The sequence below is a fragment of the Bradyrhizobium sp. IC3123 genome (genome assembly GCF_020193625.1).
Classification (GTDB): domain Bacteria; phylum Pseudomonadota; class Alphaproteobacteria; order Rhizobiales; family Xanthobacteraceae; genus Bradyrhizobium; species Bradyrhizobium yuanmingense.
The window spans coordinates 357,391-381,064 of the sequence record NZ_JADYVF010000006.1 but is presented as its reverse complement, the minus strand read 5'-3'; the positions used below and the strand labels follow the sequence as shown (position 1 = coordinate 381,064).

Below are 23,674 nucleotides of genomic sequence, written 5' to 3'. Positions count from 1 at the left end.
CCATGAGCGCGGAGCCTTTACTCGCCGATGCGCCCTGGCTGACCGCAGGCGGCACCGCGCGCGTCCTGGCGCTGCTCGGCACCGATGGCGAGGAGGCGCGTGTGGTCGGCGGCGCCGTGCGCAACGCGCTGCTCGGCCTTGCGCCGGGTGACATCGACATCGCGACCACGGCGCTGCCCGACGAGGTGATACGGCGGGCCAAGGCTGCCGGCATCAAGAGCGTGCCGACCGGCATCGACCACGGCACCGTTACGCTGGTGATCGATGCCCACCCCTATGAAGTCACGACGCTGCGCGAGGATACCGAAACCTTCGGCCGCAAGGCCAAGGTCTCGTTCGGCCGCGACTGGATGAAGGATGCCGAGCGGCGCGACTTCACCATGAACGGCCTGTCGGTCGATGCGCGCGGCGTGGTCTACGATTATGTCGGCGGCATCGCCGACGCCAAAGCGCGGCGCGTGCGCTTCATCGGCGATCCCGACCAGCGCATCGCCGAGGATTACTTACGCATCCTGCGCTTCTTCCGCATCCATGCCGCCTTCGGCGCCGGCGATCCCGACCCGGACGGCTATCTCGCCTGCATCCGCCGACGCGCGGGCCTGGCCAGCCTGTCGGCCGAGCGGGTGCGCATGGAGATGCTCAAGCTGCTGGTCGCCGGTGGTGCGGCTGCGGCCGTGCGAGCCATGGCCGAGGGCGGATTGCTGCAGGCGTTGACTGGCGGCGTCGTCTATACGGGTCCCCTGGACACGATGATCGCGATCGAGCGCGAGCTCGGCCTCAGCCCCAGCAGCACGCGGCGCCTGGCCGCGCTCTCGGTCGCCGTCACCGAAGACGCCAAGCGCCTCGCCGTGCGCCTGCGGCTCTCCAATGCCGAGGCCAAGGCGCTGGATTCGATGGGGCACCGCTGGTGGCGCCTCGCCACCAAGGACGAAGCCAATGCACGGCGCTTGCTGTACCGGCTCGGGCCCGAGAGCTATCACGATCGCGTATTGCTTGGCTGGGCACGCGCCGCCGCTGACGTGCATTCGCCGCGCTGGCGCGCGCTCGCCGAGCTGCCGCAGCGCTGGACCGCGCCGAAATTTCCGCTGAAGGCCGCCGATTTCATCGCCCGCGGTCTCGCCGAAGGACCTGCGCTCGGCCATGTGTTGGCGCTCGCCGAAGACGCTTGGCTCGCGGCGGATTTCCCGCTGGAAGAAGCCGCGCTCGCTACGCTCGCCGATCAAGCCGTGGCCCGCATCAGAGGCGACCAGAAAGATTGACCATCGTCTCGGGCTTCGCCGATATCTCGCTTCTGCAGCTTCTACTTCGGTATGGCCGTGCCCGGCGTTCTTCGCCAAGGCCTTCGTCGATGCCGGTGCACATCCGCACCGCGATCCTCGATGCCGCCGTGATCACCGGCGGGCTGGTGATGATCTCGGCAGCGGCGAGGCAGCTCGTGGTCTAACGACGCCGGCTGAAATGGCGTTCTTGGCGTCTGAGGAGCATCTGATGTCGCGAAAATCTGGCGGCGTCGCGTCAGGCGAACTTCGCGCGCACAAACCGTGTTCCGCAGTTCCACGCTGTGTCGCCGACGCTACAGCAATATTGCGAGACCACCTCTATACCTTGGCTTAAGCGGTGCCGCCTTGTCACGCGCACAGCGTTCGAGGGAAGTCATGAAATCCATTGTCTCCAAATCCATCGTCTCTGCTGCCCTTCTGGCCTCGGCTGTGTGTCTCTCCCACGCCGCCTCCGCGGCCGATCTTGCCAGGGCCTACACCAAGGCGCCGCCCGCGCCGGTCGCATTCAGCTGGACCGGTTTTTACGCCGGCGTGCATGGCGGTTATGGCTGGAGCGATCCGACGGCGACCTTCGATCCCGGCGCGCTCGCAACCGGGACGGTGCCCGGCTATGTCGTCACGGGTGGCACTGGGCCGTTCACCTTGGATGTGAGCCCCAAGGGCGGATTCGGCGGCGGCCAAATCGGCTATAACTGGCAGTCCGGCACGTTCGTGTATGGTCTGGAAGCGGATGTCAGCGGCGCTGCCATCAGTGAAACGGCGAGCCGCCCCTTCAGCGTCACCGGAACGATCGGCGGCGACAATGGCGCCTTCACCGGCGTGTTCAATCTCAAGCAGGAAATCGATGTCTTCGGCACGATCCGCGGACGTCTCGGATACGCGGCGAACAATGTGCTGATCTACGGTACCGGTGGCTTCGCCTGGGGCCACGTCAAGAACAGCATCTTCACCTCCAATCTCGCCACGCCGAATATCGCCAATTTCAACGGCTTCTTCCCGGCCCTGACGCGAAGCGCGTCATCGTCCGACGTCCAGGTCGGCTTCTCCGCGGGTGGCGGCATTGAATGGGCTTTCGACCCGCGCTGGACGTTCAAGGCCGAGTACATCTACATCAATCTCGGAAAGTCGAACGGCAATGCTCTTGCATTCCCCGGAGCGTCCTTCACGGACACCGAGGTTCAGCTTCATACAGCCAAGGGCGGCATCAACTATCGGTTCTGATCCGATCGGCATCAGCTCGTAGGGATGGGTTTCGCCGTTGCGAAACCCATCCTTGTGCCACTCCCGGCGTCGCAGCAGTCTCGTATTGTGATTCAGCTCGTGCTAACCGGCGCAGCTCGTCTTGCAAACGCGGACCAGACTGCTGCTTGTCCAGGGAGACGCCATGAAAGCCCCCGCCAATCTCGCCGAGAAGCTCGCAACGTTTACCGATCGCTTCTCCCCGCGCACGGTGGCGACCTATAACGACAACGACATCATGGTGGCCAAGCTCGAGGGGCCGTTTCATTGGCACAAGCACGAGGACACGGACGACTTTTTTCTCGTGCTCAGCGGGACGCTGGACATCGAGCTGCGGGACCGCACGGTCACCCTCAACCCCGGCGAGGTTTTTGTCGTGCCGAAGGGCGTCGAGCACCGGCCGGTGGCGCGTGGGGAAGTGCACATCCTCTTGATCGAACCGACGGGGACGCCGAATTCCGGAGACAGGGCCACGGCGGCGCCTCGTATCCTCGTCTGATCAACCCGCGCCCGTCATCGGGGCCGCGGTGAGGCCCTCGACGCACAGCGCCTTCACCGTCGAGCCATTGGCGGCGAGCTTCGCTTGCGAAATCCATCGCTTGCGCTTCTGCGACATCCAGCGATGTCCGCTATCGCCCTGTGGTTGACAGGGAAGCGGACATCGGGCGCGCCGGAGCCGAACTCGGCTCGCACGAGAAATGCAGTCCGAGAAGTGCCTACTCCTCGTCATCATCTTCGTCTTCGTCGTCCTCGTCGTCTTCTTCCACCTGCACGAGCACGGCGAGCGGCAGCGTCTCGCGGAACAGGTCGCCTTCCATGCCCATCCACAGGCACAGCGCCTCGTTCTCCTTCACCTCCGCGACGGTCAGCGGCTGACCGCCGGATTTCAGCATCACGACATCGCCGGCCTTCAGATCCATGGATTGTCCTTTCGGGTTGATCGACACGGCCGACGCTAACAGGCCGTCATGACAGGCCGATCACGCCGGCTGCCGGCGCCGGAAGGTGTCTCCGCGGTACGACTCAGCTGCGCTCGCTCGTGACCGGCTGGTTCGGCAGGCACTGGTTGCTGAAATAGCCGATGGCATCGCGCGCGAGCGGAACATGGCAGAAGAAGCCGGTGGGGCGGTATCGCACCCTGATGCGATCCAGCTGCGCCATGGTCAGCGTCATGAACGCGTCCAGCCGGCGGGCCTGAAGCTGCAGCCTGTGCTCATTGCTGTCGCGTGGTTTGTCGAGCTTGCGATCGTTCGGCACGTCGTTGCCGGAGGCCGGAGCTTGCAACGCATTCGGCCCGCCGCGGAGCACCTCGAAGCAATGGTGCATCACCAGGACGTGGTGCTTGGCGCTCCACCAGTTGATGGTCACGACCTTCTGCAACGCATCGATCTCGCCATCCGCCCGCCTGGCACAGAGGTTGACGTAGGATTTGAGCCCATTGGCCGTCGGGTCGTTGCACAATTCGTCGCTGGGGCGTCCCGGATCGGCGCCATTGAAGATCGCACCCTTGAACTGCGGAAGGTTGGCGTCGGAATCGCAATCGAAATTGTACTTGGTGAGCAGCGTTGCCGTCAGGGGATCCTGGTCGAGCGTGTGCTCTGCGGCCGGATCGCGCCCGAGGTCGCTGGGCCAGTCGATGTAGATCTCCGCCTTGCGCGCGAAGATGGCGCCGTTCCGCCGCAGCGACGTGCGCGCCTTCCAATAGTCCGAGAACGAGCCGAATGTCTTGGAGTCCACCGGAATGAAAGCGGGGCTTGCCTGCGCCTTCAGCGAGCCGAACTGCTCGCGCAGCATGGTCTCCTGCTGGATCTGCACGTCGGCGAAGGCGTCCGAGATCTCGAGGAAGGTGTCGGTCGCCTTCTGCATGTCCGCCTTGGCCTGCTCGCCGACCTTCTGTTCATAGGAATTCAGGTACTGGAAATATCCGCCCAGGAAGCCGGTCAGCAGGGTCACGGCCGTCAGTCCCTTGGTGACCGAGAGGCGGCTGTCCCAGGATTGAATTCTCTGCCAGATACCCGCCGCCTTCACCGGGGATCGCGTGCGCGCTGCCTGCTTCGGAAGGTCCTGCTCCATTGTCGCCTCCAACTCGCCACGCCCCATGGCACGAGGCTACCGCAATCCCGGATTGCGGCTTGTGAAGCATTTCACTTCAAGTAAGGCAGGCGGGCTGCCGGATGTCGGGCGGCGGCAGCTCCTCGATCGAACGGGGAGGGTGTCTGGACCACCTCCCACGCGATGCGAACGTCGCCTTGAATTCGCGGTCGGCATCGCCTAGTTTTTCGGCGTGCCGCACGGTGTCCGCCACCATCTTCGTCAACTCGCCAGAACGGCCATGTTCGTGGCGATATCCGCGTTTGTGCTTCAGGCGGCCCTGATCTCGGTCTCGCAGGTGAAGGCGGCTGTTGGCGCCATGCCGATGCCGTCCGTCACGCTCAGCGGTTCCCTGCATTTCCACGATCAATTGGCCGGCCACGTGCATTCCCACGCCGGCGACGACGCGGAAGGCCACGTCCATGACGGGCCGGATCACGATGAGGACGGCACTCCCGGCGTGGCCTGGGACATGTTTGGCACCTCGATCGCCTCAGCGCAGGTCGTTCACCTGCTCAGCGTCTTCGAAGTGCTCGGCGCCATGGACCTGCCGCTCGCGCGGGCCATTGTCGGGGTGCGCCCCGACGGACTCGTCCGGCCACCAAGTACCTTCAGCATCGCGTAGTCCCGGCGGCGCTTCGGTCGCCGCCTTTTCGCATGTCTGAAGGATCTTTCGATGTTGATGAATCAGCGCTGCCCGAAAGGGCGGCTCGCAGCTCTTGGGCTGGCTGGCGCTTTTTGGTTGGCGAGCCTGGTCTTTGGCTTGTCGGGCGCCTTTGGCCATGAGGGGCACGATCACGGCGACGCCGAAAAGACGGCGGTCGTGTCCTCAGCCTATCCGAGGATTGCCGCGCGCTCCGAGCTCTACGAAGTCGTCGGCATCCTGAAGGACGGCAGGCTGTCCGTCTTCATCGATGATGCCGCGACGAACGAGCCGGTCTCGGACGCCGCCTTGCAGGTCACGATCGGCGATTCTGCCCCGATCGAGGCATCGAGCCAGGAGGACGGCGTCTACACCGCCGCGATTCCGAACGGCACGCCGTCTGGATCGGTCGAGGTGATCTTCTCGATCAGCGCTAGCAGGGGAAATGATCTGCTGGTCGACTCGTTCGTACCGCGTGCAGAGGCCCGGCCCGCGGAGCACAAGCACGAGCCCGGCTGGCTTCTATCGAACCGAGCCGCCATCGCCGCGTCCGCGCTCGCCGCCTTGGGCTTCGGCGGTCTCTTCGCCTATTGGAGGCGTCGTGGCCGCTTCATGGCGGCCTCGACGTCCGCCGTGATGGCGGGGGCTTTGGTCATTCTCGCCGCCATCATGTTCGGCGAGGGCCGGACTAATGCAACGCAACCAAGTCCGCCGGATGTTCCCGCGCTGAGCGATGCCCCGCGCCGTCTGCAAGACGGCACCGTCTTCGCGGCCAAGCCGACGCAGCGTCTGCTCGAGGTACGAACCGCTGCAGCCGAGCCGCAGACGATTCATCCCGCCGTCACCCTGATCGGCCGTGTCATGGCCGACCCCAACCGCAGCAGCATCGTGCAGAGCATCTACGGCGGCCGCGTGGTTCCCGGCGATGACGGCATCCCCCGCATCGGGCAAACCGTCCGCAAGGGCGATCTGCTCATCCGGATCGAGCCGCATCTGCCAATCGCCGACCGCACGACGATCCTCGAGAAGGTCGGCGAGATCGAACAGCTGATGGCGATCACGGACAACAAGCTGCGGCGTCTCCGGCCGCTGGCCGAACGCGGCGCGGTGCCGCAAGGGCAGGTCAACGACCTCGAAAGCGAATTGGAGGGTCTGCGGGCGCGCCGCGAGACCGTTCGCAATTCCCGCACCGGCTTCGAGGAACTGCGGGCATCGACCGATGGCATCATCACCTCAGCCAAGGTCGCGCCGGGCCAGGTCATACAGCCCCAAGACGTCCTGTTTCAGATCGCGGACCCAAGCAGTCTTTGGGTCGAGGCGCTCGCCTATGACGAAATCGGCTTGAAGCAGCCTGAAGCCGCAACGGCAATGGCTCCGAACGGGCAGCAGATTGCGCTGAGCTTCGTCGGGACGAGCCGGGCGCTGCGCCAGCATGCGTCCGTGGTTCAGTTCGCCATTCCGGAGCCACCAGCAGGTCTCAACATCGGTCAGCCGTTGAATGTGATGGTCCAGGCCGGAGCGCCCGTGTCTGGCCTGGTCGTGCCGCGCAATGCCGTCGTTCGAAGCGGCAACGGTGAGAATATCGTTTGGCTGCACACAGAGCCCGAGCGCTTCGAGCCGAGGCCGGTTCGCGTGGTGCAGGTAGACGCAGCCCGCGTGATTGTGGCCGCCGGTGTCAACGAAGGCGAACATATCGTCGTGCGCGGCACCGACCTCATCAACCAGATCCGGTAGCCGACCATGTTCAAGCTCATCGTCCAGACAAGCTTGCGCAATCGCCTATTCGTGCTGGCAGTCGCCGCCGTCCTGGTCGGCTACGGCCTGTTCGTCCTGCCGAGCGTTTCGGTCGACGTCCTGCCTGACATCAACCGCCCGACCGTCAACATCCTGACCGAGGCAGAGGGGCTGGCGCCCCAGGAGGTCGAACAGCTGGTGACGTTCCCGATCGAGACGTCGATGAACGGCATGCCCGGCGTCATTCGCGTGCGCTCGGTCTCGGGCGTTGGTCTGTCGGTCGTCTATGTCGAGTTCGACTGGGGCGTCGAAATCTACCGCGCCCGGCAATTCGTCTCCGAGCGGCTGGCGCTGATCCGCGAGCAATTGCCGTCCGCGGTCAATCCCCAGATGGGCCCGGTGACCTCGATCATGGGCGAGATCATGCTGATCGCGCTGACGAGCGATGGCACGGCTTCACCCATGGACGTGCGCGAGATCGCCGACTTCGTCGTCCGACCGCAACTCCTCGCCATTCCCGGCGTCGCCCAGGTGATACCCATCGGCGGCGAGGTCCGCCAATATCGCGTGACGCCGAACGTCGCCACCATGCAGGCACTCGGCGTCACCCATGATCAGATCGAGCAGGCGGTCGCAAGGTTCGGCACCAACAGCGGCGGCGGCTTCGTCGACCAGCATGGCCGCGAATATCTGATCCGCAATGTCGGTCTCACCAGGCGTATCGAGGACCTCCGCAACACCGTCGTCGTCAACCGCGGAGAGCAGCCGATCCTGCTGAAGCAGATTGCCTCTGTGGATTTTGCCGCGCGGACCAAGCGCGGTGACGCAGGATATAACGGCAAGCCCGCCGTCATCGTCAGCGTCATGAAGCAACCGGCTGCGGATACCGTAGCACTGACGCGCAATGTTGAATCAACGCTGCGGGAGCTGCAACGCACTATGCGCGGGGGCATCAGCGTCACCAACGTGCAGTTCCGGCAGGCCACCTTCATCGAGACCTCGATCGGCAATGTCGAGCGCGTCCTGATCGAGGCCGCGATCGTCGTCGCAATAGTCCTGTTCGTCTTCCTGATGAACGGTCGCGCCGCGTTCGTGTCGCTGACGGCCATTCCAATATCGATCCTGGTGACGGTCCTGGTGTTTCGCGCCTTCGGCCTCACGATCAACACCATGACGCTGGGCGGCCTCGCCATCGCGATCGGTGAGCTGGTCGACGATGCCGTCGTGGACGTCGAAAACATCCTGCGGCGCCTGCGGGAGAACGCTGCGTCGAGCACCCCGCGCCCTGTTCTCGACGTGATCTCCGGCGCGAGCCAGGAGGTTCGTTCCAGCATCGTCTATGCAACGATGATCATCGTTCTCGTCTTTGTGCCGCTGTTCGCCCTTCCGGGAATCGAAGGGCGGCTGTTCACGCCGCTTGGCGTGGCCTATGTGGTCTCGATCCTGGCTTCGCTGCTGACCTCGATCACGGTGACGCCGGTGCTGTCCTACTATCTGCTTTCGGGACGAGCTCATTCAGGTGACCGCGAGAGCTTTGTCGTCACGAAGCTGAAGCAGGCCAATCGGCGGGTGCTCGGCTGGGCCTTCCAGCGGCAGGGTTTGGTGCTGGTCTTCGTCGCCGCTGCGGTCGCGGTGGCAGGCTATGCCGCGAGCCAGATGCCCCGCAGCTTTCTTCCTCCTTTCAACGAGGGGACGCTGGTCCTGTCGCTGCAGTACAATCCAGGCATTTCGCTCGCGGAATCCAACCGTCTTGGCCTATTGGCGGAGCAGTTGCTCGCAAAGGTGCCCGAGGTGAAATCGCTCGGACGGCGCACCGGCCGCGCCGAACTGGATGAACACGCCGAAGGCGTGCACTACAGCGAGGTCGATGTCGATCTCACACCGTCCAAGCGCCAGAAGGCGGACATCTATGCGAGCATCCGGGAAGCCCTGTCCGCGCTGCCGGCGTCGGTGGCCATCGGACAGCCGATCAGCCACCGCCTCGATCATCTCCAGTCCGGTATTCGTGCCCAGATCGTGCTCAAGATCTTCGGCCAGGACATCGAGATGTTGCGGCGGCTGTCCGAAACGGTGCGCCAGCGTCTATCGACGATCGCGGGTCTGGTCGATCTCCAGGTCGAGAAGCAGGTGCTGATTCCGCAAGTGCGGGTTCAAATCGACCATGCTCGCGCCGCGCTTCACGGCCTGACGCCGGCTGCGGTCACCCAGGCACTCGACGCGCTGTCCAATGGCCGGAAGGTCTCCCAGATCGTCGACGGCAATCGCCGTTTCGACGTCGTGATGCGCCTGTCGGAGCAAGACCGGTCGACGACGGGACTGCACAATTTGCTCATCCCGACCGGCTCGGAGTTCGTCCCGCTGAGCGCTTTGGCCGACATCGTCGAGACAGACGGGCCGAACCAGATTCAGCGGGAGGGGACCCAGCGCAGGATCGTCGTGTACGGCAACGGGGACGGACGCCGCGACATCGCCGATATCGCGGCCGACATTCAGAGGTCGGTTCGCGAGCTCGATTTCCCGCAAGGCTACACGACCAGCCTCGAAGGCGCGTTCCAGGCCCAGCAGGAGGCGATCTGGCGCATCGGCATTCTGTCGCTGGCCTCGATGACGATGATCTTCGTCGTCCTCTACAGCCGCTACCGGTCGATCGCACTGGCGCTGATCATCATGGGAGGTATTCCGCTCGCCCTGATCGGCAGCGTCGCCGCGCTGAAGATCTCCGGGCAGCCCTTGTCGGTGGCATCGATGATCGGCTTCATCACGCTGGCCGGCATCTCGGCGCGCAACGGGATCTTGAAGATCTCGCACTATATCAATCTCGCCATCCACGAAGGCGAGCGTTTCGGGGCCGGGCTGGTCATTCGCGGCAGCATGGAGCGCCTCAGTCCGGTGCTGATGACGGCGCTTTGCGCAGGACTAGCGCTCACGCCGCTCTTGATCGGCGCGGACGAGCCGGGCCGGGAAATCCTGCACCCGGTGGCCGTGACGATCTTCGGCGGCCTGCTCAGCGCCACGGTCCTCGACACAATCGTGACCCCGATTCTGTTTCTGAAGTTCGGCCACCGGCCGCTGCAGCGGCTGGTGGCCGGGCACGCCGCAACGTTCACCCCCGCGGAAGCCTATTGATGCGCGCGGACAACCACCGAGGAGCCTGCAATGAGAACTTATATCGGCCTCGCCATGACGGCTGCGATGATCGCGACGCTGGATGTTGCCGCGGCGCAGACGAAGGGCAGCAACGGCGGCCCCGTCGTCAAGTCGCAGGGGCATCCGATCGAATTCGTCAGCAAGGGGACGGACATCATCTTTTACGTTGGCGACGACGATGGATCGCCGCTGTCGACGAAGGATATGCGGGGACGCGCAACGATTCAGGATGGCGGCAAGACAGTCACCGTTCCGCTTGCGCCGGCCAATCCCAACATGATGACGGGAAAGCTGCAGGCCGAGCTGTCGCCAAAGGCGATCGTGGTGTTCTCCGGTAGCTTGCACGGTCATTCGTTGACCGCGAGATACGCTGCGCAATGATTGGGGCGTGAAAGACCGCGTTTGCGCCCGCAACGCGGCGGAGCTCGCGACCTACATCGCCGAGAAAGGCAAGCCGCTGCTGACGCTCAAGGTGAAGCGTGGGAGCTGAGATAACGCGTAGGCAAAACTCGACAGCGCTTGGAAGAGCGAAGCGCCACCCCTCGGCAGGTTTGCACATCGGCGATTTCACCGCGACAAAGCGCCCGTGATAAATAGTGGATCAATCAATACAATCTGAGCATCAATCGGGATGGCATGAGCACGTAAAATAGGCCCTCAGAAAAATGTCGCAACGGAGGATCGACAATGGGCAATGCTACTTTTTTATCGAAGATTCGATTTGGCGCAGCTGGCATCCTGCTTCTTGCCGCAACCTCGATGGCATACGCGGCCTGGCCGGAAAGGAATATCACCTTCATCGTCCCATTCCCGGCGGGAGGCTCGTCCGACATGGTCGCGCGAGCAATCGGACAGAAGGTCTCCGATACGTTGGGGCAGCCGGTGGTCGTCGAAAACCGGTCCGGCGCAACGGGCGCTCTTGGAGCAACGGCGGTTGCCCGGGCGCCAGCGGACGGATACACCATTCTCGTCGGCTCGATCGGTGTCTATGCGACGAATCCATTTCTTCAGCCTAATCTGAAGTATGATCCTCTGAAGGACTTCGACCTTTTGACGGTCGCTGTGCGCGCACCGAACGTCCTGGTCGCCAACTTGAACTTTCCGGCAAACACCGTCGCCGAGTTGGTGGAGCAACTGAAGAAGGCCCCCGGCAAGATCACTTTTGCAAGCTCGGGTGCGGGTTCGTCCGATCATCTCACGGCGGCGCTGTTCTGGCAGCGCACTGGGACGACCGGTCTCCACGTGCCGTATCGCGGCGGGGCGCCTGCCGTGAGTGATCTCCTCGCGGGGCATGTCAACGTATCGTTTCAAAACATCAACGCCGTCATCGGGCAAATTCAATCCAAGCAGCTCAAGGTTCTCGCCATCACCGGCGATGCCAGATCCCCTCTTTTGCCCGAAGTGCCTACCTTGAAGGAACTTGGGATTGAAGGTGTCGACGTCTTTTCGTGGCAGGCGGTGGCTGCTCCGAAGGGCCTTCCTGCCGACGTGAAAGCAAAATTGCATGGCGAGATCGTCGCGGCGCTGAAGGCACCGGACGTACGCAAACGAATGGAGGATATCGGCCTCGAAATCGTGGCCAACACCCCGGAGCAATTCCAGGAGTTTCTGGTCTCTGAGTTGGCCCGCTGGAAGCGGGTCATCGAGGCCGGCAATATCACCGTGGAATAGGTTGCCTTGGGCGTGCTCGCGGGAGCGCGACTAGAGCATGATCCGGAAAAGTGCGTAGCGGTTTTCCGAAAAGATCATGCTCAAACATAAGCTAAAGCGCGATGACGATTCATCCTGATGCCATCGCGCTCCAGGCTCGATCGCAACCCTCGCGACGATGCCACAATACCCCTGTTTTGCCCGACGGGTCAGAAATTTTTCGTAAAATCCGTAAGTCCTTGATTTTACAGCAGCGCGCTACTGTGCATGGGGTTGTTTTCGAGGTTTTGTTTTGGGCCCTCGATCATGCCCGGTCGGGCAGCAGCTCGCCGAGCGAGCGGATGATGCGGTCGGGCCTGACCGTCGAGCCCTCGGGCAGGCCCTCGCCATGCACGTCCATCCAGATCGCATAGATGCCGAGGCGCTGCGGCGTCACCACTTCCCATTCCAGATTGTCGCCGATCATCCAGGTGTCCTCAGCGGTGACGCCGAGCGCCTGCATCGCGTGCAGATAGGCGCGCTCCTCGGGCTTGCCGAAGCCGTGCTCGCCCTCGATCTGGATGTGGTCGAAGCGGTGCGCCAGCTCGAAGCGTTCGACCTTGGCGCGCTGCATGTCGGCGGCGCCGTTGGTGACCAGCGCGAGCTTGATGCCGAGCGCCTTGAACTGGTCGATCGCCTCGTGCGCGCCGGGAAAGACGAACATCTCCTCCTCGCGATAGGCGGTGAAGCGGTCGGCGAGGCGAATGGCGAGGTCATCGGGCAGGGCGCGGTGGCCTGCGGCCGCGAGCGCGGCGAAGCCGCCCTTCACGGTCAGGTGCCGCGCCTCGGCGAGCTTCATCCGCCACGCCGGTTCGGCATTGGCCCAGAAGTTTCGCGCGAAGGCCAGCACTGCGGTCGCGACCATCGGCGGTGGCAGCGGGGCGAGCTCCTCGGCGAATTCGGCCGTGATCGTGTTCCAGGCGATCTCGGGCCGGCCATAGGCCGACAGGATGGTGTCGTCCATGTCGATCAGCATGGCGCGCGGGAGCGGTCTTGCAGCGGGCTTCATCGTCGTCATGGCCATTTCACCTCCGGCGGCAGCGACGACAGGATGGAGTCCACATTGCCGCCTGTCTTCAGCCCGAAGATGGTGCCGCGGTCGTAGAGCAGGTTGAACTCGACGTAGCGGCCGCGGCGGATCAGTTGCTCCTCGCGATCCGCAGCGGTCCAGGCGCTCGCAAAATTGCGCCGCACGATCTCGGGATAGATCTTCAGGAAGGCGCGGCCGACGTCCTGGGTAAAGGCGAGGTCGGCGTCCCAGTCGCCGCTGTCGTGCCAGTCGTAGAAGATGCCGCCGATGCCGCGCGCCTCTTTCCGGTGCGGCAGGTAGAAATACTCGTCGCACCACTTCTTGTACTTGTCGTAGTCGGCGACGCCGTTCGGCTGCGCGCAGGCCTGTTTCATCGCGGCATGGAAGGCGATGCTGTCGGGATCGTCCTGCGTCCGCCTTCGCTCCAGCACCGGCGTCAGGTCGGCGCCGCCGCCGAACCAGGCTTTCGTGGTGACGACGAAGCGCGTGTTCATGTGCACGGCAGGGACATTCGGATTGCGCATATGCGCGATCAGCGAGATGCCGGAGGCCCAGAATTTTGGATCCTCCGCCGCGCCGGGGATCTGGGCCCGAAACTCGGGTGCGAACTCGCCGTGCACCGTCGAACAGTGCACGCCGACCTTCTCGAACAGCCGGCCATGCATCATCGACATCACGCCGCCGCCGCCGGCCGCGCCGGAATGGTCGGTGCGCTGCCAAAGCGTGCGCTTGAAGCGGCCGACCTCGCCCGGATAGAGGCTTTGCGGCGCGTCGTCCTCGAGCCGCTCGAAGCTCGCGCAGATGTCGTCGCGCAAGCGCTCGAACCAGGCGCGGGCGCGGGCCTTGCGGTGTTCGATCGTCGTGACGTCCATCTGCATTCGCGGGTCGCGTCCTATCTGATGCCGAGCGATTTGTGGGTCTGCACGCTGAGCCGCCATTGCGGATGGTGCAGGCAATAATCGATCGCGCGCGCGGTGTTCTCGATGACCTCAGGCCCGTCCATCGGCTGCAGCGAGAAGCGCTCGAAGGCGAGATCCTCAAATGCTTCGGGCATCGCCAAGGCCTGGGGATAGACCAGCTTCAGCTCGTGGCCCTGGCGCAGGACCAGCTCGCTGCCGCCCTTGGGGCTAACGCAGATCCAGTCGAGCCCATCAGGAGCTGCGATCGTGCCGTTGGTCTCGACGCCGATCTCGAAGCCTCTTTCGTGCAGCGCCTCGATCAGCGCGGCGTCGACCTGGAGCAGCGGCTCCCCGCCGGTCAGCACCACATAGCGGTTGGCGGCCGCCGCCGTCCATTGCGCGGCGATGGTATCGGCGAGTTCCGCAGCCGAGCCATAGCGCCCGCCGAGCGTGCCGTCGGTGCCGACGAAATCCGTGTCGCAGAACTTGCAGGTCGCATCCGCGCGGTCAGCCTCCCGCCCGCTCCAAAGGTTGCAGCCGGCAAAGCGGCAGAACACCGACGCGCGCCCGGCATGGGCGCCTTCGCCTTGCAGGGTCAGGAAGATCTCCTTGACCGCGTAACTCAAGCCTCTCTCCTCAACCTGTCAAACCTTGCGAGTTCCGGATCTGCCGCAGCGCCTCGCCGGCGGCCATGGCTACGCTCATGGCCACATTGAGCGACCGCAGCCCCGCCTTGATCGGGATCACCAGACGCGCATCGGCCGCCTCGACCACTGCGTCGGTGACGCCGGCGCTCTCGCGCCCGAATAGCAGGATGTCCGAGCTCTGGTAATGAAAATCGAGGTAGTCGGTGGCGGCCTTGGTGGTGAACAGCAGCAGCCGGTGGCCCTGGCTTGCACGCCAGTCCTCGAATGTCGCCCAGGAGACGTGGCGGGCCAGCCTGACATGGTCGAGGTAGTCCATTCCCGCCCGGCGGAACAGGCGGTCCGAGATGGGGAAGCCCGCCGGTTCGATGATATGGGCATCGAGCCCCAGGCAGGCGCAGAGGCGAAGAATCGTGCCGGTGTTCTGGGGGATGTCGGGCTGGAAAAGTGCGATCTGCATGGGCGGCGGCGAGTTGGCTTGCGGGCGCAAAATGTCTCAATAAAACATCGCCCGCCCGGGAATTCGTGCATTGCACGCTCTCACGCCGTTAGCGGGCTTGCGCTCGCCCGGCAAGGGTGCCAATAGAACGATTCTGGACTGCTGTTTCACCCGTTTAGAGGTGAACAAGCCAAGTTCTGCCGCCGCGGGGGGCCGCGGGTGCCGGCAGCCTTTCCGGGGACCTCTTGGGCGCCCCTCGGAGCGGTTCCACCGGTAGCGCAAGAAGAAAGGGTTGGAATCGTGACGACAGCGTCTTCGGCGGACCATCCGACACGCCGTGATTTCTTATTCGTTGCAACAGGGGCATTTGCAGCAGTAGGGGGCGCGGCTGCGCTCTGGCCCTTCATCTCCCAAATGAATCCGGATGCCTCGACCATCGCCGCCGGTGCGCCGATCGAGGTCGATCTCAGCCCGATCGCGGAAGGCCAGGACATCAAGGTGTTCTGGCGCGGCAAGCCGATCTACATCAGCCACCGCACCAAGAAGCAGATCGACGAGGCGCGCGCCGTCAACGTGGCGAGCCTGCCGGATCCGCAGACCGACGAGGCCCGGGTCAAGTCGGGCCACGAGCAGTGGCTGGTCGTGATCGGCATCTGCACCCATCTCGGCTGTATCCCGATCGCTCATGAAGGCAGCTACGACGGGTTCTTCTGCCCCTGCCATGGTTCGGTCTACGATACGTCCGGCCGCATCCGCCAGGGCCCAGCGCCCACGAACCTGGCCGTGCCGCCGTACCAGTTCGTTTCCGACACCAAAATCCAGATCGGCTGAGCTTCGGACTCAAGTCCGAAGCTTCGCGCCGTCTCGTCGTACTATTTCCTCAGGATCGCATCATGAGCGGACCATCCGACTACCAGCCGAGCAATCCGGCCCTGCAATGGATCGAGCGGCGCCTGCCGATTTTTGGTCTCATCCATTCCTCCTTCGTCGCCTATCCCACCCCGCGCAACCTGAACTATTGGTGGACCTTCGGCGCCATTCTTTCCTTCATGCTCGGAATGCAGATCCTGACCGGCGTGATCCTGGCGATGCACTACACGCCAAACGCCGATCTCGCCTTCAAGTCGGTCGAGCTGATCGTCCGTGACGTGAACTACGGCTGGCTGCTGCGCAACATGCACGCGGTCGGCGCCTCGATGTTCTTCGTCGCCGTCTACGTCCACATGTTCCGCGGTCTGTACTACGGGTCGTACAAGGAGCCGCGTGAGGTGCTGTGGATCCTCGGCGTCATCATCTACCTCCTGATGATGGCGACCGGCTTCATGGGCTACGTGCTGCCCTGGGGCCAAATGAGCTTCTGGGGCGCCACCGTCATCACCAATTTGTTCTCGGCCGTTCCCTATGTCGGCGAGAGCATCGTGACGCTGCTCTGGGGCGGCTATGCAGTCGGCAACCCGACGCTGAACCGCTTCTTCTCGCTGCACTATCTCTTGCCGTTCGTGATTGCAGGCGTCGTCGTGCTCCACGTCTGGGCGCTGCACGTCGCTGGCCAGAACAACCCTGATGGCGTCGAGCCGAAGACGGAAAAGGACACGGTGCCGTTCACGCCGCATGCGACCATCAAGGACATGTTCGGCGTCGCCTGCTTCCTGCTGCTGTACGCTTGGTTCATCTTCTACATGCCGAACTATCTTGGCGACGCCGACAACTACATTCCCGCGAACCCGGGCGTGACGCCGCCGCACATCGTGCCGGAATGGTATTACCTGCCGTTCTACGCGATCCTGCGCTCGATTCCAGACAAGCTCGCGGGCGTCATCGCGATGTTCGGGGCGATCATCATCCTGTGCTTCCTGCCCTGGCTCGACACCGCCAAGACCAGGTCCTCGAAGTACCGTCCGCTCGCCAAGCAGTTCTTCTGGATCTTCGTCGCGGTCTGCATCCTGCTCGGCTATCTCGGCGCACAGCCGCCGGAAGGCATCTACGTCATCGCCGGCCGCATCCTGACGTTCTGCTATTTCGCCTACTTCCTGATCGTGCTGCCGCTGCTCGCGCGCATCGAGAAGCCGCGGCCGGTGCCGAACTCGATCTCGGATGCCGTGCTGGCCAAGACCGGCAGCCGGTCGACGCCCATGGTCTCGACCGCGATCGTGCTGGCGCTCGCCGGCTCGCTGTTCGCGGGCTCGATCGACAGCGCGAAAGCAGCCGAAGGTAGCGATAAGCCGCCAGGCAACACATGGTCGTTCTCGGGCCCTTTCGGTAAGTTCGATCGCGGCGCGCTGCAGCGCGGCCTCAAGGTCTACAAGGAGGTCTGCGCCAGTTGCCACGGCCTGTCCTTCGTCGCCTTCCGTAACCTCGCCGAGCCCGGCGGGCCCGGCTATTCGGTGGCGCAAGCCGCGGCGTTTGCATCCGAGTACAAGGTCAAGGACGGCCCGAACGATGCGGGGGACATGTTCGAGCGTCCGGGCCGGCCGGCGGACTATTTCCCGTCGCCGTTCGCGAACGAGCAGGCCGCGCGTGCCGCGAACGGCGGTGCGGCGCCGCCGGACCTGTCCCTGATCACCAAGGCGCGCTCCTACAAGCGCGGCTTCCCCTGGTTCATCTTCGACGTCTTCACCCAGTACCAGGAGCAGGGGCCTGACTACGTCGCCGCATTGCTCCAAGGCTATGAGGACAAGGTGCCGGAGGGCGTCACCCTCCCGGAGGGCTCGTACTACAACAAGTACTTCCCGGGCCACGCCATCAAGATGCCGAAGCCGATCAGCGACGGCCAGGTGACCTATGACGACGGCTCGCCGACTACCGTCGCGCAGTACTCCAAGGACGTCACCACCTTCCTGATGTGGACCGCCGAGCCGCACATGGAAGCGCGCAAGCGCCTCGGCTTCCAGGTCTTCGTGTTCCTGATCGTCTTCGCGGGCCTGATGTACTTCACCAAGAAGAAGGTCTGGGCCGACTCGCACTGAGCGGCGAAAGACGAGAAATGCAAAAGCCCCCGTACGGGGGCTTTTTTGTTGGTCCCGTGTCCCGGACGCGCGAAGCGCGCGAGCCGGGACACTGGATGCGTGGGGCTGGGCCCCGGATCAGCAATGCATCGCCGCACTGGACGATGCTGCGCATCGCCAGGGGCGCGCTGCATTTCATCCGGGCACGAGAGTGTGTTGCTCGGCACGATTGCCTATCGCCCCCCCACCGGCCAAAATGCCGCCAACCGATCCCCCAGAAACTCACCGGAGGACACCATGGGAACCAGCATCACCTTCAAGCGCCCGGACGGTAAGGACGCCTCGGGCTATCTCGCCAATGCCGGGCGCGGCAATGCGCCGGGCGTCGTCGTGATCCAGGAATGGTGGGGCCTGTCCGATCAGATCAAGGGCCTGTGCGACCGCTTCGCGCTGGCCGGCTTCGACGCGCTGGCGCCCGATCTCTACAAGGGCAAGGTGGTGCCGTATCACGACACGGACAGCGCCAACAAGGAGATGAACTCGCTCGACTTCATGGACGCCACCACACAGACCGTGCGCGGCGCCACGCAATATCTGTCGCGCAACGGTGCCAAGGTCGGGCTGACCGGCTTCTGCCTCGGCGGCGCCGTGACCATCATCGGCGCGACCAAGATCCCGGAGCTCGCGGCGGGCGTCGTGTTCTACGGCATCCCGCCCGAGCAGGCGGCCAAGCCTGCCGACGTCAAGATCCCGCTGCAGGCCCATTTCGCCAACAAGGACGATTGGTGCACGCCGGAGCTGGTCAACGGTTTCGAGAAGGCCATGAAGGCCGCCGGCAAGTCGCTGGAGCTGTTCCGCTATGACGCCGAGCACGCCTTCGTCAACGAGCAGCGCCAGGCCGTGCACGACCGCGAAGCCGCCGAGCTCGCTTGGGGCCGAGCGACGGAGTTTTTCAGGAAGCATCTGGGGTAGGAGCGTGAAGGACAAATCTGAAGCCGATGCGCAGTCGAAGCGTGAGGCCTTCAAGGTCCCGGAGGACCATCGCGCTGCCGTTCTTGAGGGGCTCCGCGAGGCCGATCGAGCCGAGTACGCGACCGATGCAGACATGGCCGCGCTTTGGAAGCGGTGCGGCCTCTAGTCCGTAGCCCGGATGGAGCGAAGCGGAATCCGGGGACTTTCCGATTGTGGACGAACCCCGGATTGCGCTGCGCTCCATCCGGGCTACCGCCTTGCCGCACCCTTGACGCCGCCCCCGCGCCATGGTGAGTATCCGCCCATGAGCACCGCCGTCCGCCCAGCCCGTCGTTGGTGGCGCACCTCCTAAAGAGGTGGCCGGTGCGATTTCATTTCTCAAAATCGTCTGAGGTCGCCACGCAGTGCGGCGGCCTGATCGTTTGTCCTGTGTGGCGTTTCCTCGACAAGTTTCGTAAGAGGACGACATGAACAGGACAGTCTTTGCCCTCCCGGCTCGAAGCGACTACGTGACCCGCGCGGGTCTTGCGATCACGCGCGTGGCCGAGCAGTTCACCGGCGGCGCCAACCGGCTCGACGACCTGATCAACCTGCTCGACCGCCGCCGCGGCGTGGTGCTGTCCTCGGGCACGACCGTGCCCGGCCGCTACGAGAGCTTCGATCTCGGCTTCTCCGACCCGCCGCTCAAGCTCGAGACAGTTGGCGTCAATTTCAAGCTGGAAGCGCTGAACGCGCGCGGAGAGGTGCTGATCGCCTTCCTCGGCGATGTCCTGCGCGAACCCTGTGTCGTCATCTCCGAGAGAACGGCGAGCCGCCTTGCCGGCCACATCATCCGCGGTGATGCGCCGGTCGAGGAGGACCAGCGCACGCGGCGTGCCAGCGTGATGTCGCTGGTGCGCGATCTCGTCGCTGCCTTCTCCGCCAGTGACGACGGCCTGCTCGGCCTGTTCGGCGCTTTCGCCTACGACCTCGTGTTCCAGATCGAGGACCTCGTGCAGAAGCGCCCGCGCGAGGCCGACCAGCGCGATATCGTGCTCTATATTCCCGATCGCCTGCTCGCCTACGACCGTGCCACCGGCCGCGGCGTGGTGCTCTCTTACGATTTCGCCTGGAAGGGCAAGTCGACCGAAGGCCTGCCGCGCGAGACCGCCGACAGCCCCTATCTGAAGACGCCGCGCCAGGGCTTTGCCGATCACGCGCCGGGCGAATATCAGGCCACGGTCGAGACAGCGCGCGCCGCCTTTGCCCGTGGCGATCTGTTCGAGGCCGTGCCGGGCCAGCTGTTCGCCGAGCCCTGCGACCGCTCGCCGGCCGAAGTGTTCCAGCGCCTCTGCGTCATCAACCCGTCGCCCTATGGTGCGCTGATGAATCTCGGCGAGGGCGAGTTTCTCGTCTCGGCTTCGCCCGAAATGTTCGTGCGCTCGGACGGCCGCCGCGTCGAGACCTGCCCAATCTCGGGCACGATCGCGCGCGGCCTTGATGCGATCGGCGATGCCGAGCAGATCCGCCAGCTCCTGAACTCGGAGAAGGACGAGTTCGAGCTCAACATGTGCACCGACGTCGACCGCAACGACAAGGCGCGCGTCTGCGTGCCCGGCACGATCAAGGTCCTGGCGCGCCGCCAGATCGAGACTTACTCAAAGCTGTTCCACACCGTTGATCACGTCGAGGGCATGTTGCGCCCCGGCTTCGATGCGCTCGATGCCTTCCTCACCCACGCCTGGGCTGTCACCGTCACCGGTGCGCCGAAGCTCTGGGCCATGCAATTCGTCGAGGATCACGAGCGCTCGCCGCGGCGCTGGTATGCCGGCGCGATCGGCGCGGTGAATTTCGACGGCAGCATTAACACCGGCCTCACCATCCGCACCATCCGCATGAAGGATGGCCTCGCCGAAGTGCGCGTCGGCGCCACCTGCCTGTTCGATTCAGACCCCGCCGCAGAAGACCGCGAGTGCCAGGTCAAGGCGGCCGCGCTGTTCCAGGCGCTGCGCGGCGATCCGCCGAAGCCGCTCTCGACCTTTGCGCCTGATGCCACCGGTTCGGGCAAGCAGGTGCTGCTGATCGACCACGACGACAGCTTCGTGCACATGCTCGCCGATTATTTCCGCCAGGTCGGCGCCAGCGTCACCGTGGTCCGCTATGTGCATGCGCTCGACATGCTCAAGCAGAAGAGGTGGGACTTGCTGGTGCTGTCGCCCGGCCCCGGGCGCCCTGAGGATTTCGGGATCAAGACGACGATCGATGCGGCGCTGGAGAAGAAGCTGCCGGTGTTCGGCGTCTGCCTCGGCGTGCAGGCGATCGGCGAATATTTCGGCGGCGAGCTCGGCCAGCTCACCCATCCCGCCCACGGCCGGCCCTCGCGGGTGCAGGTGCGCGGCGGACGGCTGATGCGCAATTTGCCGAACGAGATCGTCATCGGCCGCTATCACTCGCTCTATGTCGAGCGCGACAGCATGCCGGAGGTGCTCAGCGTCACCGCCAGCACCGAGGACGGCGTCGCCATGGCGCTGGAGCACAAGACCCTGCCGGTCGCCGGCGTGCAATTCCATCCGGAATCGCTGATGTCGCTCGGCGGCGAGGTGGGGCTACGTATTGTCGAAAACGCGTTCCGGCTGGATGCGCCGGTCAATTGAGAGGCACGAATGACTTTTGACCACGACATCAAGGCGAGCGTCCGCACCATCCCGGATTATCCCAAGCCCGGCATCATGTTCCGCGACATCACCACCTTGCTCGCGGATGCGCGCGCGTTCCGCCGAGCCGTGGACGAGCTCGTCAACCCCTGGGCCGGCAACAAGATCGACAAGGTCGCCGGCATGGAGGCGCGCGGCTTCATCATCGGCGGCGCGGTGGCGCATCAGCTCTCGGCGGGCTTCGTGCCGATCCGCAAGAAGGGCAAGCTGCCGCATACCACGGTGCGCATCGCCTATTCGCTCGAATACGGCATCGACGAGATGGAGATGCATGTCGACGCGGTCGCACCCGGCGAGCGCGTGATCCTGGTCGACGACCTCATCGCCACCGGCGGCACCGCGGAAGGCGCGGTCAAGCTGCTGCGCCAGATCGGCGCCAACGTGATTGCCGCTTGCTTCATCGTCGACCTGCCCGAGCTCGGCGGCGCCGCCAAGCTGCGCGCCATGGACGTGCCCGTGCGCACGCTGATGTCGTTCGAGGGGCACTGAGCGTCAACGAGGCAGAACAAGCTTCGGGGGCGGTGTGTGGGCCAAGGACGCGGTTCACCTCTCCCATAGGGAGAGGTCGGATCGCATCGATGAGGCGATCCGGGTGAGGGGTTCTGGTCTCACTGAACGCTGCGGCCCCTCACCCGGATTGCTCTGGACGATGCTTCGCATCGCCAAGCGCAATCCGACCTCTCCCCGCTGGGGAGAGGTGAACACCGAGCTCCCGATCGGATGCTTCACGACCGCTGCAGGATCAGGCTGAGCTCCAGCTCCCGGAACGCGATGTAATTCCGCCGCGTCCATTGGTGCAGCTCGGTCGAGGAGTCCTTCTCCTGGCGCAGGTAGCCAGTGAAGGAGAAGTTCAGTCGGTCGATATAGGTCTTGAGGAAACCGGGCAGCGCGGGAAGGCGGAACAGCCGGCCGCCTCCCATTGCCGGCGGCAGCTCGCCGCGGACGACATATTCGTTGTCCACCGTGACCAGGTTCATCCGCGGGATCCGCCCACGGAGCATCTCGTGGGCGCGGGCCGAGACGCGGTCGGTGTCGGCGACGAACAGGATCATCGGCGCAACGTGGCGCCGCGCCGCCTCCTTCAGCAGGCCGATCTCGTCGGTCATCTTGAAGAACTCGTCGAAGGCGTGGAAGCCGAGGTCGATCACCTTGGCAAGTCCGTCATCGACGATGACGCGGTCCATCAGCTGCATCTTGCCGAAGGTGTCGATCACGTCGGCGGTCTCGGTCACCTTCGGTAGGTAATCGAGCAGCGACGGCTCCTTCAGGTTGACGTCGAAGGCCGCGACGTTGCCGTTCTTGAGCAGCAGGAATTCGCTCAAAAGCCGCGCCAGCAAGGTCTTGCCGACCTGCGGGCGGGGCGAGCAGATGATGTAGACGGGTGTCGCGGGCATCGCCAGCTATATCAGGCCAACTCACCGCCCAATCCAGCCGTATCAGCCCGGTTTGCGCAACTATTTTTCGCTGTTGCGGCTGGCGGATTTCGACCCGACGATGTCAGTCAGGCGGATGCGGTCGTATTCGCTCCAGACATTGGCCAACCAGTGCCGGACATAACCGCGCAGCACGAAGGAATAGTTCGCGGCCTCGTCGCTGATGCCCTTGTTGGCCACGAATTTCAGGAACGGGACCGAGGAGACCTCGACCTGCTCATAGGCCATCTCGTTGAGCTTGGGGATGGTCAGCTCGGTCGCGTCCTTGATGCGGTGGAAGTAGGAATTATAGGTCGCCTGGTCCCACTGGAAGAACTGGGTGTCGTTGATGAAGTTCTTCACCAGGAAATATTTCGCGCCCCCCATGAAGCCTGCGGTCTCCGCGATCTCCTCCAGCGAGGCGATCGAGGGTCCGAGGATGTGGAACACGGCGAAGGTGATCTGGCCGGCCTTGGCGGCGTCGAGGAAGCCGATGTCGCGCAGCGAGGCCAGCGCCGGCGAAAGCAGGCCGGCGCGGACGTCGATCACGGTGACCGAAGGGCTGACAGCGTTGAGCGTGTCGAAGATCTTCATCTGATCGGCCGTCGTCGTCATGTCGACGATCTCGGTGATGTCGGGGTGGAAGCGCTTCAGGGTTCCGCGCGGCGACTCCGTGTCGAACGCCCGCGTCGGCACGTTGTTGGCCGAGAAATAATCGAGCAGGGTGCGCGATACCGTGGTCTTGCCGACCCCGCCCTTGTCCGCGCCCACCACAACCACTGCCGGCTTTGCCATTGCTGTCCCCTAACGCGCGCCC

The 23,674-nt window shown here is 64.3% G+C and carries 22 protein-coding genes and 1 pseudogene; 15 read left to right on the top strand and 8 right to left on the bottom strand.

Annotated elements, in window-relative coordinates; all coding sequences use genetic code 11:
* The first annotated feature begins 2 nt into the window (after positions 1-2).
* The 4 genes and pseudogenes from I6F20_RS22380 to I6F20_RS22370 all read left to right on the top strand — a co-directional run bounded on the left by I6F20_RS22380 (position 3) and on the right by I6F20_RS22370 (position 3,018).
* Entirely contained in the window at positions 3-1,259 is a 1,257-nt protein-coding gene (locus I6F20_RS22380; protein WP_225127851.1) for a CCA tRNA nucleotidyltransferase, read from the top strand.
* Positions 1,260-1,348: 89 nt separating this feature from the next.
* Positions 1,349-1,444, top strand: a pseudogene (locus tag I6F20_RS38185) (sulfite exporter TauE/SafE family protein); the annotation flags it as partial.
* Between the two features lie 211 nt (positions 1,445-1,655).
* Positions 1,656-2,501: an outer membrane protein gene (locus I6F20_RS22375; protein WP_225127850.1), complete on the top strand. Its 846-nt coding sequence runs from the start codon at positions 1,656-1,658 to the stop codon at positions 2,499-2,501.
* Positions 2,502-2,664: 163 nt separating this feature from the next.
* Positions 2,665-3,018 (top strand): cupin domain-containing protein, encoded by a 354-nt coding sequence (locus tag I6F20_RS22370; protein WP_109145945.1) that lies wholly within the window; start codon positions 2,665-2,667, stop codon positions 3,016-3,018.
* Between the two features lie 217 nt (positions 3,019-3,235).
* Here I6F20_RS22370 and I6F20_RS22365 read toward each other — a convergent pair whose 3' ends face one another.
* Both I6F20_RS22365 and I6F20_RS22360 read right to left on the bottom strand, forming a co-directional pair.
* Positions 3,236-3,439, bottom strand: a complete 204-nt coding sequence (locus I6F20_RS22365) for a DUF2158 domain-containing protein (protein ID WP_036024831.1) — start codon at positions 3,437-3,439, stop codon at positions 3,236-3,238.
* Between the two features lie 103 nt (positions 3,440-3,542).
* Positions 3,543-4,592, bottom strand: coding sequence for a hypothetical protein (locus I6F20_RS22360; protein WP_128263021.1), 1,050 nt, complete (start codon positions 4,590-4,592; stop codon positions 3,543-3,545).
* A 259-nt stretch (positions 4,593-4,851) separates the two neighbouring features.
* Here I6F20_RS22360 and I6F20_RS22355 point away from each other — a divergent pair, with 259 nt between their 5' ends.
* From I6F20_RS22355 to I6F20_RS22335, 5 genes are all read left to right on the top strand, one after another.
* Positions 4,852-5,235 carry a hypothetical protein gene (locus I6F20_RS22355; protein WP_225127849.1) on the top strand — a complete coding sequence of 128 codons (384 nt, stop codon included), beginning with the start codon at positions 4,852-4,854 and terminating at the stop codon, positions 5,233-5,235.
* 327 nt (positions 5,236-5,562) lie between these two features.
* Positions 5,563-6,987 carry an efflux RND transporter periplasmic adaptor subunit gene (locus I6F20_RS22350; protein ID WP_225127848.1) on the top strand — a complete coding sequence of 475 codons (1,425 nt, stop codon included), beginning with the start codon at positions 5,563-5,565 and terminating at the stop codon, positions 6,985-6,987.
* Positions 6,988-6,993: 6 nt separating this feature from the next.
* Positions 6,994-10,113 carry an efflux RND transporter permease subunit gene (locus tag I6F20_RS22345; protein WP_225127847.1) on the top strand — a complete coding sequence of 1,040 codons (3,120 nt, stop codon included), beginning with the start codon at positions 6,994-6,996 and terminating at the stop codon, positions 10,111-10,113.
* Between the two features lie 30 nt (positions 10,114-10,143).
* Positions 10,144-10,515: a hypothetical protein gene (locus tag I6F20_RS22340; protein ID WP_225127846.1), complete on the top strand. Its 372-nt coding sequence runs from the start codon at positions 10,144-10,146 to the stop codon at positions 10,513-10,515.
* Between the two features lie 306 nt (positions 10,516-10,821).
* A complete protein-coding gene (locus I6F20_RS22335) occupies positions 10,822-11,805 on the top strand; it encodes a Bug family tripartite tricarboxylate transporter substrate binding protein (RefSeq protein WP_051056898.1) in 984 nt (327 codons plus the stop codon).
* A gap of 283 nt (positions 11,806-12,088) precedes the next feature.
* On the opposite strand, the gene I6F20_RS22330 is transcribed toward I6F20_RS22335, so the two are convergent.
* Genes I6F20_RS22330 through I6F20_RS22315 form a run of 4 tightly spaced genes read right to left on the bottom strand, consistent with a single transcriptional unit; the run spans position 12,089 to position 14,856 of the window.
* Positions 12,089-12,847: an HAD family hydrolase gene (locus I6F20_RS22330; protein ID WP_085968942.1), complete on the bottom strand. Its 759-nt coding sequence runs from the start codon at positions 12,845-12,847 to the stop codon at positions 12,089-12,091.
* Positions 12,838-13,725 carry an oxygen-dependent coproporphyrinogen oxidase gene (hemF, locus tag I6F20_RS22325; protein WP_225127887.1) on the bottom strand — a complete coding sequence of 296 codons (888 nt, stop codon included), beginning with the start codon at positions 13,723-13,725 and terminating at the stop codon, positions 12,838-12,840. Before hemF ends, I6F20_RS22330 begins: the two co-directional genes overlap by 10 nt.
* Before the next feature lie 20 nt (positions 13,726-13,745).
* The gene (gene queE / locus I6F20_RS22320) at positions 13,746-14,378 is read right to left on the bottom strand and encodes a 7-carboxy-7-deazaguanine synthase (protein ID WP_225114466.1); all 633 of its coding nucleotides are present in this window, start codon (positions 14,376-14,378) and stop codon (positions 13,746-13,748) included.
* A 10-nt stretch (positions 14,379-14,388) separates the two neighbouring features.
* The gene (locus tag I6F20_RS22315) at positions 14,389-14,856 is read right to left on the bottom strand and encodes a tRNA (cytidine(34)-2'-O)-methyltransferase (RefSeq protein ID WP_225127845.1); all 468 of its coding nucleotides are present in this window, start codon (positions 14,854-14,856) and stop codon (positions 14,389-14,391) included.
* Between the two features lie 279 nt (positions 14,857-15,135).
* Between I6F20_RS22315 and petA the strand changes: the two genes are divergently transcribed.
* From petA to I6F20_RS22285, 6 genes are all read left to right on the top strand, one after another.
* The gene (gene petA / locus I6F20_RS22310) at positions 15,136-15,666 is read left to right on the top strand and encodes a ubiquinol-cytochrome c reductase iron-sulfur subunit (RefSeq protein WP_036006265.1); all 531 of its coding nucleotides are present in this window, start codon (positions 15,136-15,138) and stop codon (positions 15,664-15,666) included.
* Positions 15,667-15,728: 62 nt separating this feature from the next.
* The gene (fbcH, locus tag I6F20_RS22305) at positions 15,729-17,801 is read left to right on the top strand and encodes a cytochrome b/c1 (protein WP_036024843.1); all 2,073 of its coding nucleotides are present in this window, start codon (positions 15,729-15,731) and stop codon (positions 17,799-17,801) included.
* Positions 17,802-18,077: 276 nt separating this feature from the next.
* A complete protein-coding gene (locus I6F20_RS22300; RefSeq protein WP_057026276.1) occupies positions 18,078-18,752 on the top strand; it encodes a dienelactone hydrolase family protein in 675 nt (224 codons plus the stop codon).
* Between the two features lie 4 nt (positions 18,753-18,756).
* Complete coding sequence (locus I6F20_RS22295) at positions 18,757-18,918, top strand: hypothetical protein (RefSeq protein ID WP_157784007.1); 162 nt, start codon at positions 18,757-18,759, stop codon at positions 18,916-18,918.
* Positions 18,919-19,219: 301 nt separating this feature from the next.
* Positions 19,220-21,385: an anthranilate synthase component I gene (locus I6F20_RS22290; protein WP_036006277.1), complete on the top strand. Its 2,166-nt coding sequence runs from the start codon at positions 19,220-19,222 to the stop codon at positions 21,383-21,385.
* A 9-nt stretch (positions 21,386-21,394) separates the two neighbouring features.
* On the top strand, positions 21,395-21,934 hold the full coding sequence (locus I6F20_RS22285) for an adenine phosphoribosyltransferase (protein ID WP_036006280.1): 540 nt from the start codon (positions 21,395-21,397) through the stop codon (positions 21,932-21,934).
* Positions 21,935-22,170: 236 nt separating this feature from the next.
* Here the strand turns inward: I6F20_RS22285 and I6F20_RS22280 are convergent, their stop codons facing one another.
* Together I6F20_RS22280 and I6F20_RS22275 are read right to left on the bottom strand one after the other, a co-directional pair.
* A complete protein-coding gene (locus I6F20_RS22280) occupies positions 22,171-22,839 on the bottom strand; it encodes a hypothetical protein (RefSeq protein WP_036006282.1) in 669 nt (222 codons plus the stop codon).
* A 60-nt stretch (positions 22,840-22,899) separates the two neighbouring features.
* Entirely contained in the window at positions 22,900-23,652 is a 753-nt protein-coding gene (locus tag I6F20_RS22275; RefSeq protein ID WP_036006284.1) for a P-loop NTPase family protein, read from the bottom strand.
* Positions 23,653-23,674: the final 22 nt, after the last annotated feature.